Here is a 16,245-nt window from a genome sequence, read left to right as displayed (position 1 = left end):
ACTCATCCGGGTGCTACTGCCCTTTTTCATACAGTCTTATGCCACCGCTCAGGCAGACAGGCGCGCGTCCAGCAGCGCCTTGGCTTCTGCTTCGGCTGCTTTCATGCAGGACAGCAAACGGTCACGGATTTCGTCCAGCCGCTTCTTGTCTGTAATTTTGAGCCCGAACAGATCTTTCACATAGAAAACGTCAACAGCCCGCACGCCATAAGTGGTAATATGGGCTGAGGCGATCTGAAGGTTTTCCTCGCTCATGGCCGCTGTAACGTCATGCAGCAGGCCGGGGCGGTCCCGCCCGTTAATCTCGATCACGGTGTACGTATTGGATGCCCCGTTATCGATCACCACACGCGGCGGCACGTGGATGGCCCGCATCCGCAGCGGCATATGGCCAAACCCGGCCCGCGCAATTTCCGTCCCGATATCAAGCTGACCGCTCAAGGCCTGTTCAATAAGGGAAGACAGACGCGCAAGCCGATGCGTTTCCTCATACGCGCTGCCTGCCGTATCCTGAATCCAGAAGGTATCCAGTGCCATGCCGTGCATCATGGTATGAATACGCGCATCCACAATGGACGCGCCGGCCAACGCCAATGCCCCAGCAATTTTTGAAAACAGGCCGGGAACGTCGATGGTATAGACGGTCACTTCCGTCACTCCGCGCGCAGGCAGAGGCAGCACCTCAACCGTCAGCGGCGCATCCTTGGCATCAGCCTCGCGGATCAGACGGGCATGGCGTTTGTGTGTCTCATGATCAAAGGAGAGCCAGTAACCGGCATAGCCCAGATCAAGAAAGCGGTTGATGTCGCTTTCCGGCACACCGTCTTCGGCCAGAATTTCAGCCGTTATTTCCTTGGCATGGCGTACACGCACATCGCGCTCGGTTGTGGCCAGCCCACCCGCCAGCACTTCCGCCACACGCACATAAAGCTCCCGCAGTAGCGTGGCTTTCCACGCATTCCACACACGGGAACTGACGGCGCGCATATCTACAATGGTCAGCAGCAACAGCAGGCGCAGCCGTTCCGGTGACTGCACGATATCCGCAACGTCCAGAATGGTTTTGGGGTCATCAATATCGCGCTGGAACGCAGTATGGCTCAGCAGCAGATGATGCAGCACAAGCCAGGAAACCGTTTCCGTTTCCTCGCCAGACATCCCCAGCCGAGGGCAAAGATCGGCGGCTATTTCCGAACCAATCTCCGAATGATCGCCGCCCCGGCCCTTGGCAATGTCATGCAGCAGCACGGCCATATACAGCGCCCGGCGGGAATGCAGCCCCTTTACCAACTCATACGCAACCGGAATTTCGTCCGCCATGCGGCCTGAGGCCACTTCATCCATGATGCGGACGGCCTCTATCGTGTGCTCATCCACGGTAAACACATGATAGGTATCAAACTGCATCTGGCCCACAATACGGGCCCAATCTGGGATAAGACGACCAAAAATACCGGTTTCATTAAGGATATGTAGCCAATGGGCGTGACCGGGTGGTGTGGGTTGCTCATAAGACGGAACCGGGATGGCCCCGGTTTCACTTTCTGGAACGACCGCCTCCTTGCGACGGCGCGGTAGCTCTGGAGAAGGCGTCTCCCCGCACAGCAAATCCAGAAAAATACGCGCTGCTTCCGGGTCATCACGCAACGCAACAGCCCGGCGCTCCCAGCGGATCAACTGATGCCGGGCCAGAGGATGCAGCGGTCTGCGCCTCAGGCGTGCCCAGTCAAGCAACTGCATCATTCTGATGGGTTCCTGATCGAACGAGATGCCCCGTTCGGGCAGAATCTGCCCATCCAGCAACGTAAAGCCTGCTTCCCGCATGGCCTCATCCGGCTTGGCAGCCGTGGCAACCGGCCCCTGTGCCTGCCGCAGCACGGCTGGTTCAAGCACATGGGTCAGCCGCATGACTTCACGCGCAGTCAGGAAGTAATGGCGCATGAAGCGCTCAACGCCGTTCTGGCGGCCATGGCGCGTATAGCCCATGCGCGCGCCGATAACGGGTTGCATGTCAAAGGTCAGCCGCTCTTCCGCACGACCGGCCACATAGTGAAGATGCAACCGCACCGTCCACAGGAAATCCCACGAGCGACGCGCACGGGCGGCTTCCTGCTCGGTCAGAATCCCCATCCAGATAAAGTCCTGGGCCAGCAGGTCTGTCACATGGCGCGTGCCAAACGTGTTGCGGCACATCCAGTACAGCGTTTGCAGATCCCGCAGGCCGCCGCGCCCTTCCTTGATATTGGGCTCGACCAGATAGGGGCTGTCTCCAAACCGGCGGTGTCGTTCCAGCCGCTCACGCCGTTTATCCTGAATAAAACCTGCCGGTCCGGCTTCCACGCACGCGACAATGTAGCGGGCTTCAAACATGGCAAAGAGCGCCGCATCACCCGCCAGCAGGCGCGCATCCAGCAAGGCGGTACGCACCGTAGTGTCCTTGCGCGCTTCTTCAATGCATTCGCTGATGGTGCGCGTGGCGTGCCCGACTTTTACGCCCAGATCCCACAAAAAATAGAGAACATATTCCACCAGCCGGTGGGCAGCTTCCACATTATCTTCTTCTGTCAGAAACAGAAGATCAATGTCGCTGAACGGGGCAAGAAGTCCGCGTCCATACCCCCCGGTGGCCGCTACAACTAGGCGGCCCGCCGGACGATGATCCGCTTCTTTTTCTTCAGCCCCATTCGCTTGCCCTGTGGCCCGCAAAGCCAGATCGACAATGCTGCGGAGCATCACATCCGTAAACGCGGCAATCAGCTTGGCCGCCCCTGTGCCCTTGAGCACATGCTGCTCAAACCGGCTGCGGACATCCGCCTGATAGCGCCCCAGATGCCGACGAAAAATGGCAACGGCTTCATCACGCGGTGGAATAGCCGCGTCGTCTGGTGTGGCGTCCCTCAATTCCCGGGCAAGGCAAGCCGCCAGCCCCTCCGGGGTCAGGAGAGCGAGTGCGGTGACATCGGGCTGCCCGAAGGCAGCTGGTGCGGGGGAAGTCGACATTGCGGTCGGATTCTGCTCCTGAGGACAGTCTTTTTTATGGAAGTCCGAATTACCCCTGAACGGGACTGCCTTCTTCCTGAACGGCCTGTTTATGAAGCTCGTACAGAATATCTAGCGCCGCACGCGGTGTAAGGGTATCCGGATCTACCTCTGACAAACGCTTTCTTAACGTATTTTCTTCTTCATGCGGTAATATCTTCTGCGTGTCGAACAAGGGTAGCGGTTTGGGGCCTGTGGCATGCTCGCGTTCCAGTTCCTTCAGCAGTCGTCCAGCACGGTCCACAACGGATGCAGGCACACCTGCCAACCGCGCCACATGCACACCCCAGCTTTTTTTTGCTGATCCCACAAGGACTTCGTGCAGAAAAACGATCTGCCCGCGCCATTCCCGCACCGCCATGGTGTGCGGAGCCAAACGTGGCAGGGTATCCACAAGATCGGCCAGTTCGTGGAAATGCGTTGCAAAAATTGCACGGCAGCGCACTGTTGAATGCAGAGCCTCCAGCACCGCCCATGCAATGGCCAGTCCATCTAGCGTGGCAGTGCCACGCCCAATTTCATCCACTACCACCAGTGACCGTGGCCCCGCCTGATTCAGAATGGCGGCGGTTTCTGTCATTTCCACCATAAAGGTGGAGCGGCCCCGTGCCAGATCATCCGATGCCCCAACACGAGAAAAAAGCTGGTCGACCACGCCGATGGTGGCTTTTTCCGCCGCCACCGGAAAACCGCCCTGCGCCAGAATGACGGCAAGGGCTGTCTGCCGCAAAAAGGTGGATTTACCAGCCATATTCGGCCCGGTAAGCAACATTACACGCCGATTGGGAGAAAGATCACAGCCGTTGGGCGTAAACCGCGTGCCTTTAGGCAGGGCGGATTCCACAACCGGATGGCGGCAGGCCTGAAGATCAAACGCGGTATCATCTGTCACATCGGGGCGGCACCAGCTTCCGCCAGCCGTCAGCATGGCGCAGGACTGCATCACATCCAGAACAGCCAGTGCCTTGGCCAGAACCGGCAGGGTCTGCTCCACCAGAATGGCCTCTACCAACGCATTGAAAACCGCCTTTTCACGTGCCGCAGCCCGCTCGGCAGCTTCGGCAATACGGGCATCCAGCCCAGCCAGTTCTTCCGTGGAGAAACGGGCATTGCTGGCCGTGCCTTGCCGGAACATCAGATCGTCCCGGTCTTTCATGCGGCTGCTTGCCCCTACAGGGACCTCAATCACATAGCCAAGCTGCGCATGATGTTTGATTTTCAGACTCGCTACGCCGTAGCGGGACGCATACTCGGTCTGCAATCCGGCCACGATACGGCGGGAATTGTCACGCAGACCACGGTAGCCATCCAGCTCTCCATCATAGCCCGCTGCAATCACGCCGCCATCATCCAACCGGGCCGGGAGGTCTTCCGCCAACGCCCGAACAAGTTCGGCCTCCAGTTCCTGCGCACCGCCAAGGCTTGCTGCTGCTTTCGCCAGATAGGGCGGCAGGCGAGAGACATCACCCAAAGCTGCTGCGGCTGCCCGCGCCGCGTGCAGGGCATCCCGAATGGCAGAAAGATCACGCGGTTGCCCGCGCCCCAGAGACAGCCGCCCTAAGGCGCGCGCAACATCCGGCGCTTTTTTCAGGGCATCCCGCAACGCCGTGCGACAACTGGCGGAGTCCCGCAGCCAGCACCAACCGTCCTGACGGGCTGCAATACGACCAACATCGGTGAGAGGAGCCGAAAGCCATTCCGCCATCAGCCGCGCACCTGCGGCTGTTACGGTCTGGTTCACTGCGGAGAACAGCGTGTGTTCCATCCCGCCATCACGCGCGCGCAGCAGATCAAGGCTGGCGCGGGTGGCCGGATCTATACCCAGAATACCACCATCCGTCTGCGGTGTAGGGTGCGTCAACCGGGGCAGCTTTCCGGCCTGACTGCGCTGCACGTAATCCACGGCCACGGCGGCGGCCATGGCTTCCTCATCCGAAAATGTGCCGAACGCATCTACGCTGGCGACATCAAATGCGGACGCCAGCCGTTGGCGGGCGGCTTCTACCCCCGGCACCAGAACCTCCGGCGCACGACAGGCGTCAAAATCTCCCAGCGCCAGATCGGCTGGGGCCAGAATTTCTGCCGGGTCCAACCGCCCGAGCAGACCTGCAAGGGAAGCCTGCGTTACACTTGCCGTTTCAAACAAACCTGTGGACACATCAATCCACGCAGCCCCAAGCGGCGTATCCGCCTGCACTTTCTGAGCTTTTTCCGCGCCCTTGCCTTTGCGGCCTCGGCCTGTGGAGGCCGGACCTTCCACCAGCGCCAGCAGCAGATTGGAACGGCCGGGTTCCAGCAGTTCATCTTCCGTCAACGTGCCGGGGGTGACAACCCGCACCACAGCACGCGCCAATGGGCCTTTGGCCGCGCCTTTCCCCTTGCGCGGCGCCTCCGTCTGTTCGGCCACAGCCACACGGAAGCCCCGGCGAATCAGGCGCGCCAGATAGGCGGGAGCCGCTGCAACCGGCACACCGCACATGGAGATTGGCTCACCAGCATGGGTGCCGCGTGCTGTCAGCGCGATATCCAGCGCTGCGGCTGCGGCTGTCGCATCGTCAAAAAACAGTTCGTAAAAATCGCCCATGCGAAAAAACAGCAGGGCTTCAGGATTTTCCGCCTTCAGCGCAAACCATTGCGCCATGGCGGGGGTGGCGCCCTCAGGAGAATAACGTTTCATCCCATTATCATAAGGGCGTCTTCTGGCGGAGCAACCGCCTTCCTGCACTCTCGCGCACAAGAGCGCGCAAGGCCTGCGTTACGGCCTCGACTGGCTGCTGCCACGGAGAGGCTCCTTCCCCTGGCTCGGATTGCCCGAATACACGCAGACTCGGGTACCAGAGATTATGAGGCTGACCGTCTGCGCCTATCGCGGTCGATCCTTTTTCCCATCGCCAGTCTCCACCAAAACGGTTGAGCAACCAGACGGGCTTTCCCATCATGCCTGCCAGATGGGCAATAACCGTATCCACCGTAATCACGACATCCAGCCCGGCTATCACGCGGGCCGTAACCAGCATGTCTCCCTCCGGCAAAGGCGTTACGGGAAAATCTGGAAGCGCCCCCTGTTTCTGGAGAGACTGAAAACTCAGCCCTTCCACGTGCGCCAGAGGAGCAAGCACATCCGGCGTAAGTGAACGACGACGATCAAAACGGTAATTGGGGTTACCTGACCAACACAGACCAACCTTAAAAGGTGTTTCGTCATCGCTCTGGGTATCTGTGTCGGCCCAAATCTCAGGATCGCACACATTCTGCCATGGCAGAGGCGCATCAAGCCCCAGCACATGAGGCAGGCTCAGCAGCGAACACGCAGCAATCGCGCCAAGATCCTGCGCTTTTGCTCTAACGGGCAACACTGTCACTTTCGGGTGTTGCCCATATGCCGTTGCGGCCACCAGAGTTTGCAACCCGTCCGGCACAGCCAGAATGACGGGAGCACGCGCGGCAGCCGGGAGGACATAACGCAGAAACTGGAGTGTATCGCCCAACCCCTGTTCGGCATAAATCAGCACAGGAGCCTGCTGCGGTTGGCCATTCCATGATGGCAGATTTTCCGTCCTACCCGCAGGCAATATCAGCTTGCGCGCTTCAAAACGCAGCCACCCTTCATGAAAGCGCCCTTCCGCCAGCAGAAGCGTGCCCAGATTGAACACCGCCCGCGCCCTATCCTGCTCTGATGCTGCCGAAGCCATACCGTTCCGGAACAGTGCCTCTGCTTCATCGCGTCTGCCCAGATCAGCCAGAACGGTGCCGTAATTCACCGCCAACCGCACATCCTCGGGCCGCAGTTTGTGAGCGGCCTTCAGTTCTTCCGCGGCCTGTGGCAGTGCCCCCAGCGCCATAAGCACCAACCCCAGATTGCCGCGCGTTTCTGCAGAGTCTGACCTGAGCGCAATTGCCTCCTCCAGCACGGAACGAGCCGTCTCAAACGCCCCGGTGGAGAAGAGAGCAGCCCCGTAATTGGCAAGTGCAGCAGCATCATGCGGTAGTGCGGCGGCAACAGCTGCAAAATAAGGCTCCGCTTCCGCCATGCGGCCCGTGCGCTCCAGCAACAGGGCATGCTGGTTTTGTGTGAAAGTATCCTGCGGCGCGAGTGCTACGGCTTTTTCCGAGACGCTCACTGCCTCCCCGGTCTGCCCATGCCGGGCCAGAAAAGCTGCAAGCTCCAGATGCCTTACGGCCTCCAGGGGCCGAAGCCGCAAGGCATTGCGCAAAGCCTGCCCGGCATCGTCCACGCGCCCCTGCGCCTCCAGAACCTCTGCCATGGCCTGATGCGCACGGGGGTCTCGCGGCGTGCCCAATACAGCAACATGCACAGCCGCACGGGCCGCTTCCTGATGCCCCAGCGCCAGCAACGCCAACCCCAAAGTAATATGAAAATGCGGCTCGGGGCTGATCTGGATAGCCCGGCCAGCAAGCCCAACGGCAGACTGGTTTTCTCCCCCTGCCCGCGCAACGCAAGCCATGGCATGCCATGCTTCGGCATCTGCGCTGTTGTCACGCAGCAGGCCACGCAGCATCTCGGCCGCTTTCTCCGCGTTGCCCACCGCCAGCAACGCCAGAGCAGCAGAAACGGAGGGTTCTGTAGTGGTCTGGGAGCGAAAGGGCATAAGCAGTGGGGCTCCTTGGTAACTATGCAGCGCGCAACACACCTGCCGCGTTTTTAGTCGGTTTGTCCCGTTCAGGTCATTCCGTCCGACAGGTTCCTGATTTATGATCCGCTCCCATGAATAAAGCCTATCAGAGCCTTGAGCGCCACTTTGCCCGTCTTTCCTCCCTGAGCGATGCCCTTGGCATCCTGTGCTGGGACAAGGAAGTGATGATGCCCCACGGCACGGCAGACCGCCGTGCGGATAATCTGGCCATTCTGGAAGGATTGCGTCACGAAATCCTGACAGCACCGGAAATGGCCGACCTTCTGGCCGAGGCCGACGCTGGTGAGGACCCATGGCAACGCGCCAATCTGGCCGAAATGCGCCGCGTTCATACCCACGCCACGGCCCTGCCGGGCGATCTGGTGGAAGCCTGCACCCAAGCCACAACACGGAGTGAGATGGCGTGGCGCGAAGCCCGGCAGAACAGTGACTTTGCCGGTTTTCTGCCGCATCTGACCGAAGTGCTGAACCTCACCCGACAGGTAGGAGAGGCCAAGGGGGCTGCTCTGGGCCTTTCCCCCTACGATGCCTTGCTGGATTCGTTTGATCCCGGCACGCGGCAGACAGATATTGACCCCATTTTTGCCCGCCTGCGCACGGAACTGCCCGGCCTGATTGCCGCGGTGCTGGAAAAACAGGCTTCCCTGCCTGCCAGCATTCCCCTTGAAGGCCCGTTCCCCATTGCACGGCAGGAGGCACTCGGGCGCAGACTGATGCAGCAGCTTGGGTTTGACATGACCCGTGGGCGGCTGGACGTGAGTGCACACCCCTTCTGCGGAGGGGCCACCCACGATGTCCGCCTGACTACCCGGTATGAAGAAGAAGACTTCATTCCGGCCATGATGGGTGTGCTGCATGAAACCGGGCACGCCATGTATGAACAGGGCCTGCCGCAGAACTGGCTCTCGCAGCCTGTAGGGCAGGCCGCTGGCATGACCGTGCACGAAAGCCAGTCCCTGATGGTTGAAATGCAGGTCTGCCGATCCCGCGCGTTTGTTGAGTGGGTTGCCCCTCTGTTGCGTCAGACTTTTGAGGTAGCAGAAACCACCCCAGCGTGGCAGCCAGACAATCTGCACCGTCTGCTGACCCACGTTCAGCCGGGCCTGATCCGGGTGGACGCGGATGAAGTAACGTACCCGGCCCATATTCTCATCCGCTATGACCTCGAAAAAGCGATGATAAAGGGAGATCTTGCGCTGCGTGATCTGCCTGCCGCTTTCAATGACGGAATCCACAGTCTGCTGGGTTTGAGTGTGCCCGATGACCGGCGAGGTTGTTTGCAGGATATCCACTGGCCCGAGGGGCTGTTTGGTTACTTCCCCTGTTATGCTCTTGGTGCTCTGGCATCCGCACAGTTGCGCACGGCCGCGTATCAGCAGGATGCCAGCTTGGCTCCTGCCATCGCGCAAGGTAATTTTGCGCCGCTGATGCAGTGGCTGCGTACCAATGTCCACAGCCGCGCCAGCAGTGCGTCCATGCCGGAGATCATCCGGGCAGCAACGGGTGCCCCTCTCAGCGCGGATGCCTATCTGGCACATGTGCGCCGCCGCTATCTGGATCATGCACCAGACGCCTGAGTCTCTGCGTCTCCAGCCGCTTCTTCGCTGTGCTCCCGTGCGCCATGCGAAGAATGCGGTTGTGGGAGACATCAAAACAGGCTGAGACTACACCCATGCTTCTGCCGACACGCCATAAGGCGCTCCCTGATCTCTGCTCCGTTCAGCCCTCATCCCGCACGGCAGGCCGTGTCGTTCTGGCTGCCCTCGCCACCGTCAGCCTCACGCTGTTGCAGCCGGCACGTCCGGCTCTTGCTGTGCATATGCCCAAAGTGGCGGAGCTTCCTGCCTCCGCGCTGGAACCGTTCACGCAATCTGACAAACAGGTTTGGGACGCCGTGGTCATGCTGCCGGATGGCCGTGCGCTGCTGGAAGCCCCAATCTGGGTAGGCAATACCGGACCACAGTTATCCGTACGCTCTGCTGATGGCAGTTTTGCGCCTTATCCTGACGCCACATGGAACGCGGAAAACGGCGACGCCAGCAAACGCATTGTCTCCATTGCGGGCATGACCCTTCTGGCAGATGGCACCTTGTGGGTGCTGGATAGTGGCGTGCCCAATCATAAAGCCGCTGCTGTTGCCCCGGCCAAACTGATCCAGATTGATACCAGACAGAATACCGTGGTGCGTGTTGTACCCATTGAAGCCTCGGCCCTGCACACGGACAGCGTTCTCTCGGGCGTGGCCGTGCACGAAAACACGGCCTATGTGGCCGATTCTGGCGTTGCGGGTGTGCTGGTGATTGACCTTCCCTCCGCCTCCGCCCACCGTTTTCTGGACCGGCATCCCGCCATCAGCGCGACACGCCCCATCGTGACGCCCGATGGCCCGGTTACCACGGCAAACGGAAATCTGCTGGCCATTGATTCCAGCATGATCGCCGTCAGCCCGGACGGAAAATGGATTGTGGTGCAGCCCCCCGGTGGCTACCTCTCCCGAGTGGAAACAACCATTTTCACAGACCCGGATGTCACCCCTGCCGCCATGGAAGAAAGCGTGACGCAGTGGTATAAAACGCCGTCTCTGGGTGGCATGACCATCGGGCCGGACGGCACACTATACTGGTCAGATATCAGCACCGGCAGCATTCTCAGCTATACAATAGGCCGTATTCCACGGCGTTTGATAACCGACCCACGCCTGAAATGGCCCGCCACACCTGGTCTGGACACAACCGGCCATCTGTATGTTCCTGCCGCCCAACTGAACCACACGGCAGCCTTCCAGAACGGGAAATCCTCAGTCGAATGGCCGGTAACCGTTTACAAACTGACGCTGCCCACCACCTCGCCACCCACGTAAGCGCAGCAGGTTTCACGCCTCCTGCCGTCTCGCGCTTCTCTCTGTTCCGACCCTACCCTGAAGTCGGGAAGAGTGTGGCGTCATGCCAGCCCGCAAAAGGGTGACGCAAACAGTGCAGAAGCCTACTTCGCGCCACTCTTTATTCAGGGTATAACCCGCGCATGCGCTATATCTCGACCCGGGGGAAGGCTCCCGCTCTTTCGTTTTCCGATGTCCTGCTGGCAGGTCTGGCCGAAGATGGCGGCCTGTATCTACCGGAAACCTGGCCCTCGTTCTCCCTGTCAGAATGGCAGGCCATGCGTGGGCTGCCCTACCCTGAACTGGCAGCCCGTGTTCTGGCGCCGTTTGTGGGGGACGATATTGATGAAGCCACCCTGCGCCGCCTGTGCGCACAGGCTTATGCCGGGTTTGACCACCCCGCCATTGTACCACTGACACAGGTGGAAGATGGCCTGTTTGTGCAGGAACTGTTCCACGGCCCCACACTGGCCTTCAAAGACATGGCCATGCAGGTGCTGGGCCAGTTGTTTGAACATGTGCTGACCCAGCGTGACAGCCACGTCACCATTGTGGGTGCAACATCAGGGGATACCGGGTCGGCTGCTATTGAAGCCTGCCGCGGACGCAAACGGCTTTCCGTGGTCATTCTGCACCCCAAGGGTCGTACCTCCGAGGTGCAGCGCCGCCAGATGACCACCGTTCTGGACGCCAATATCACCAATCTGGCCGTTGAAGGCACGTTTGATGATTGTCAGGATCTGGTCAAAGCCTGCTTTGCCGATGCACCTTTCCGGCAGGACATGCATCTTTCCGCCGTCAATTCCATCAACTGGGCCCGTATCGCCGCGCAGGTGCCCTACTATGTGTATGCCGCCCTGAACTTCGGCGCGCCGGAACGGGAAGTCTCTTTTGCCGTGCCCACAGGGAACTTCGGCAACATTCTGGCCGCATGGACTGCCCGCAAGATGGGCCTGCCCGTGCGCCATCTGTGCGTAGGCTCCAACCGCAACGATATTCTGACCCGCTTCCTGAACGCTAATGACATGACCATGAAAGAGGTTGTTCCCAGCCTCTCGCCCTCCATGGACATTCAGGTTTCTTCCAACTTTGAACGGCTGCTGTTTGAGCTGCTGGGGCGTGATGCCGAAGCCTGTGCCCGGATCATGACCACCTTCCGCACCAGCGGGCACATGGACGTCCCGGCTGAAGCATGGAATACGGCGCGAGAACTCTTTTCCGGTCTGGCCCTTGACGATGCAGGGACGGAAACCGAAATCAGGACCCTGCACCAGCGTTCCAACTATCTGGCAGACCCGCACAGCGCCATTGGCATTGCCGCAGGCCGACGCTTCCGTGAACCAGGTGTTCCTATGGTGGCCATGGCAACCGCTCACCCGGCCAAATTCCCGGATGCCATGGTTGCGGCAACAGGGATTCATCCCGCCCTGCCCGTGCATCTGGAAGACCTTTTCTCGCGCGAAGAACGGTATCGCACCGTTCCGGCCACGCCAGATGCCGTAAAAGATGCGGTGCGCGCCGCTGTTCTGTCTAACGCTGCATAATTTCTTTCTTTTTCAGGCCGCCTCCCCGCGGCCTTTCCTTTCAGGACAAGAATGACTGACCCGATCAATCTGACCCGTCTGCCCTCCGGCCTGACCATTGTAACTGAACGAATGGAACGGGTAGAAACCGTTTCATTCGGGGCGTATGTGTCCACCGGCACGCGCGATGAAACGGCGGAAGAAAATGGTGTGTCCCACTTTCTGGAACACATGGCGTTCAAAGGCACCACAAGCCGCTCCGCCCTGCAGATTGCGGAAGAAATTGAAAATGTGGGCGGCCATATCAACGCCTACACCGCGCGGGAACAGACAGCCTTCTACGTCAAGCTGCTGAAGGAAAACATGGATCTGGGCGTTGATATCATTGGTGATATCCTTACCCACTCCACCTTTGATCCGACTGAGATCGAGCGGGAACGCGGCGTGATCCTTCAGGAAATCGGCCAGGCAAATGATACGCCGGATGATGTGGTGTTTGACCATTTTCAGGCCACAGCCTTCCCTGACCAGCCCATGGGCCGCCCCACGCTGGGTACGGAAGATCTGATCCAGTCCATGAGCCGTGATACGCTCATGTCCTACATGCGCACACATTATACGGCTGAAAACATGGTGGTGGCGGCTGCTGGCAACCTGCACCATGAAGACGTTGTAGAACGCGTGCAGCGCCATTTTGCAGACCTGCCGCTGACATCGCAGATTCCAACCCCACCCTCGCTTTATGGTGGAGGCGAATTCCGTCAGGAAAAGGATCTGGATCAGGCCCATGTGGTTCTGGGCTTCCCGTCCGTAGGGTATAATGACCCGGATTATTACGCCACACTGCTACTTTCCATGGTTCTGGGCGGCGGCATGTCCTCCCGCCTGTTTCAGGAAATCCGGGAAAAACGTGGGCTGGTTTATTCCGTCTATTCCTTCAGCGCCCCCTTCATTGATGGCGGCCTGTTCGGCATTTACGCGGGCACGGGTGAAAAACAGTGTGCCGAGTTGGTGCCTGTAACCTTGGAAGAACTCCGCAAGGTCCAGCTTTCGGTCGGGCAGGATGAATTGCTCCGGGCACGGGCACAGTTGAAAGCCTCCCTGCTGATGTCTCTGGAAAGCACAGGCAGCCGGTGTGAGCAGATTGCACGCCAGCTTCAGCTTTTTGGCCGTATCATCCCGGTTGCGGAAACCGTGGCACGGGTTGAAGCCGTAACCCCGGCCGATATCTGCCGCGTGGCTGGCCGTATCTTTACCCAGCAGCCCACCTTGGCCGCCCTTGGCCCGGTCAGCCATGTGCTGCCCCTGAACACCATTGCGGAGAAGCTTGCAGCATGAGCGCACAAACCCTCGAAAAGATCTCTGATCTTGTCCGCCGTGCGCGCACTGCCGGAGCCGATGCTGCCGATGCAGTCTTTGTCTCCAGCACCGCCATAGGCGCGGGGGTCCGTAACGGGGTTACGGAAGAACTGGAGCGATCAGAAACAACAGATCTGGGCCTGCGTGTCTTCACAGGCCGGAAATCTGCCATTGTTTCCACCACCACGCTTGATCCCAGCCGGTTTGCTGGCTTGGTGGAACAGGCCCTTGCCATGGCCCGTGTGCTACCTGAAGACCGTTTTTCCGGTCTGGCCCCGCATGCGCTTACCGGCACGCTTACCTCCAACACGCTGGACCTGACCGATACGGCCGAGCCAGATGCCAATGCCCTGCTGGCCCGCGCCCGTGAGGGGGAAGAAGCTGCTCTGGCCGTCAATGGCGTGACCAACAGCGCTGGTAGCAGTGCATCCTGGGGGCGCACGGACATCGCGCTGGTCACCTCGCAGGATTTTGCAGGCACTTATGCCCGCACCCGCCATTCCACCTCTGTCTGCGTACTGGCGGGCAAAGGTGAGACCATGCAGCGCGATTACGATTACCACGGCACGGTGCATCTGGCTGATCTGGACAACGCTGCTGTTCTGGGCCGTAGCGCAGGCGAAAAAGCGGTAGCTCGCGTTAATCCCGTCCGTCCCCGTACAGGCCGCTACCCGGTGGTGTTTCATCCGCGCGTGGCCAACAGTTTTCTGGGGCATTTTATTGGTGCCATCAATGGTTCCTCCATCGCCCGTGGTACGTCTTTTCTGAAAGAAAAACTGGGCCAGCGTCTGTTTGCTGAAGGCGTCACCATAACGGATGATCCCACGCGCCACCGTGGGCTGCGCTCTCGTCCGTTTGACGGCGAAGCAATGCCAGTGGCGCCACTGGAGTTGGTGCGTGACGGCGTGCTGCAAACGTGGATTCTGGATACGCGCAGCGCCCGCCATCTTGGCTTGGAAAGCAATGGACGCGCGGCGCGTGGCACGTCTGGCCCGCCTTCCCCTTCTGCCACCAATCTGTCCTTCGGTCCCGGCACGCTCAGCCCAGAAGAGTTGATGGCGGATATCAAGGAAGGGCTGTTCATTACTGAAATGATGGGCTCCTCCATCAATGGTCTGACGGGCGACTACAGCCGAGGCGCATCCGGCTTCATGATCCGTGATGGCCAAGTTGCCGAATCCGCAGCCGAGTTCACTCTGGCTGGGAACCTGCTGGAAATTTTCGCGTCCCTTACTTTAGCGAACGATTTACAGTTCCGTTTTGGCACCGACGCCCCCACATTAAGGGTAGAAGCCCTGAGTATTGCCGGGGCGTGATGACCGTCTGGAGACACAAGACCTCGTGAAAAAGCGCACTCTCTCTTCCGCTCTTGCCGCCTTGATGACCGTGAGCCTGCTCAGTGGCCCACTGGCTTATCATGCTGATGCGCGGCCCGGACAAGGCGGCTCCATGGGCAGCCGCGGGAGCCGGACCTGGAGCGCTCCCCCGCCCACACGCACCACGCCTTACGGGGCTGCGCCGATGGATCGTTCCATTACGCCGCGCACACCCGGGCAAAGGGGATACGGGGCGCAGGCCCCTTATCAGCAGGGTATGTTCAATCAGGCCATGCGCCCGCGCCACCCGTTCCTGACCGGCTTTGCTGGCGGGATGCTGGGCGCAGGTCTTTTCGGGCTGCTGTCCGGCCATGGATTCTTTGGTGGGGTTCACAGCTTTTTCGGGCTGATCGGTCTCATGCTCCAGATTGCTCTGGTTGTGTGGATCATCATGTGGCTGGTACGGCGGTTCTCCGGCAACCGTACGGCGAGTAGTGCCGGAGGCGGGCTGGGCTTTACGCCGGGAACCAGCTCTCCCCCTCCCTCCGCTGGCGGAACGCCCGCAGCAAGATCCGGCACTCTGCCTATTACCACCAGTGACTATCAGGCTTTCCAGCAGACATTGCTGGATATCCAGACTGCGTGGAACCAGCAGAATATTCCAGCCATGCAGCAGATGGCCACGCCGGAGATGGTCTCTTATTTCAATCAGCAGCTTGCAACACTGGCCGCTCAGGGGGCCCGCAATGTTGTCTCTGATGTTCATTTCATTCAGGGCGATCTGGCGGAGGCGTGGCAGGAAGGCGGCATGGATTACGCGACCGTTGCCATGCGCTACAGCCTAATTGATCTGACAACCAACGCCACCGGCCAGGTTATTGAAGGCAGCTCCACTGAACCGGTGACAATAACCGAATTGTGGACCTTCACTCGTCCGTCTCGCGGCGGGCGCTGGCTGCTTTCCGGTATTCAGCAGACACGCAGCTAAAACCTGCATTTTCCTCCCGGTCACATCTTATCATGTGAACCGGGAGCTTTTCTTCTGTCCCGTCCCCTAACGGCCTCATTCCTTTGGCAGGACACCCCCATGCTTGCGCTTGAAATTGTCACCCTGCTTGTGGCTGTATCCGCCACTGGCTTCAGCATTTTTCTGCACTTCTGGAACAAACGAAAAGTTGCGGACCTAGAAGCAGAAATTACGAAGCTTCAGGAAAAAGGCATTAAGGTGCAAATGGATACAGTGCTCAATGCCGCCCGAACCTCTTCTAAAAAAGAAAAAGCCTGAGTTCCTCGCCGTGAGCTGGCAAAATATTTTATGGGAAATTCTTAAAAAATTAAGACGTCGGATATAAAGCTTTTCCGAAGTCTTTGCTCTCCCAGAACGTCAGCCTGAAAACCCTCTCCCTGATATCTCAAGAAGACAGGACATTCTGAGAGGGTAGAAAAAAGCGATCTCTCCAGTCTTTGCAAGATCG

At 59.4% G+C, this 16,245-nt stretch carries 10 protein-coding genes; 7 read left to right on the top strand and 3 right to left on the bottom strand.

Features of this window, described 5'->3' with window-relative positions; all coding sequences use genetic code 11:
* Positions 1-48 precede the first annotated feature (48 nt).
* From QWU00_RS14260 to QWU00_RS14250, 3 genes are read right to left on the bottom strand one after another with little or no spacing between them, the layout of a single operon-like run.
* Positions 49-3,000, bottom strand: a complete 2,952-nt coding sequence (locus QWU00_RS14260) for a [protein-PII] uridylyltransferase (RefSeq protein ID WP_035380878.1) — start codon at positions 2,998-3,000, stop codon at positions 49-51.
* Positions 3,001-3,049: 49 nt separating this feature from the next.
* Positions 3,050-5,716: a DNA mismatch repair protein MutS gene (gene mutS, locus QWU00_RS14255; RefSeq protein WP_035380879.1), complete on the bottom strand. Its 2,667-nt coding sequence runs from the start codon at positions 5,714-5,716 to the stop codon at positions 3,050-3,052.
* Positions 5,717-5,723: 7 nt separating this feature from the next.
* On the bottom strand, positions 5,724-7,649 hold the full coding sequence (locus tag QWU00_RS14250) for a tetratricopeptide repeat protein (RefSeq protein ID WP_052051404.1): 1,926 nt from the start codon (positions 7,647-7,649) through the stop codon (positions 5,724-5,726).
* A gap of 116 nt (positions 7,650-7,765) precedes the next feature.
* Here QWU00_RS14250 and QWU00_RS14245 point away from each other — a divergent pair, with 116 nt between their 5' ends.
* From QWU00_RS14245 to QWU00_RS14215, 7 genes are all read left to right on the top strand, one after another.
* Entirely contained in the window at positions 7,766-9,271 is a 1,506-nt protein-coding gene (locus QWU00_RS14245; RefSeq protein ID WP_035380880.1) for a carboxypeptidase M32, read from the top strand.
* 95 nt (positions 9,272-9,366) lie between these two features.
* Positions 9,367-10,554 (top strand): L-dopachrome tautomerase-related protein, encoded by a 1,188-nt coding sequence (locus tag QWU00_RS14240; protein WP_035380882.1) that lies wholly within the window; start codon positions 9,367-9,369, stop codon positions 10,552-10,554.
* Positions 10,555-10,715: 161 nt separating this feature from the next.
* Positions 10,716-12,116, top strand: a complete 1,401-nt coding sequence (thrC, locus tag QWU00_RS14235; protein ID WP_035380883.1) for a threonine synthase — start codon at positions 10,716-10,718, stop codon at positions 12,114-12,116.
* A gap of 51 nt (positions 12,117-12,167) precedes the next feature.
* The gene (locus QWU00_RS14230) at positions 12,168-13,433 is read left to right on the top strand and encodes a M16 family metallopeptidase (protein WP_006559744.1); all 1,266 of its coding nucleotides are present in this window, start codon (positions 12,168-12,170) and stop codon (positions 13,431-13,433) included.
* Positions 13,430-14,770, top strand: coding sequence for a TldD/PmbA family protein (locus QWU00_RS14225; RefSeq protein ID WP_035380884.1), 1,341 nt, complete (start codon positions 13,430-13,432; stop codon positions 14,768-14,770). The genes QWU00_RS14230 and QWU00_RS14225 overlap by 4 nt, the downstream gene beginning before the upstream one ends.
* 25 nt (positions 14,771-14,795) lie before the next feature.
* Positions 14,796-15,758, top strand: coding sequence for a Tim44 domain-containing protein (locus QWU00_RS14220; RefSeq protein ID WP_035381059.1), 963 nt, complete (start codon positions 14,796-14,798; stop codon positions 15,756-15,758).
* A 99-nt stretch (positions 15,759-15,857) separates the two neighbouring features.
* Entirely contained in the window at positions 15,858-16,055 is a 198-nt protein-coding gene (locus QWU00_RS14215; protein WP_035380885.1) for a hypothetical protein, read from the top strand.
* The last annotated feature ends 190 nt before the right edge of the window (positions 16,056-16,245 follow it).

The organism is Acetobacter tropicalis, assembly GCF_030644465.1.
Lineage (GTDB): Bacteria > Pseudomonadota > Alphaproteobacteria > Acetobacterales > Acetobacteraceae > Acetobacter > Acetobacter tropicalis.
The sequence above is the reverse complement of the archived record's forward strand: the minus strand, read 5'-3'. Positions and strand labels throughout refer to the sequence as shown.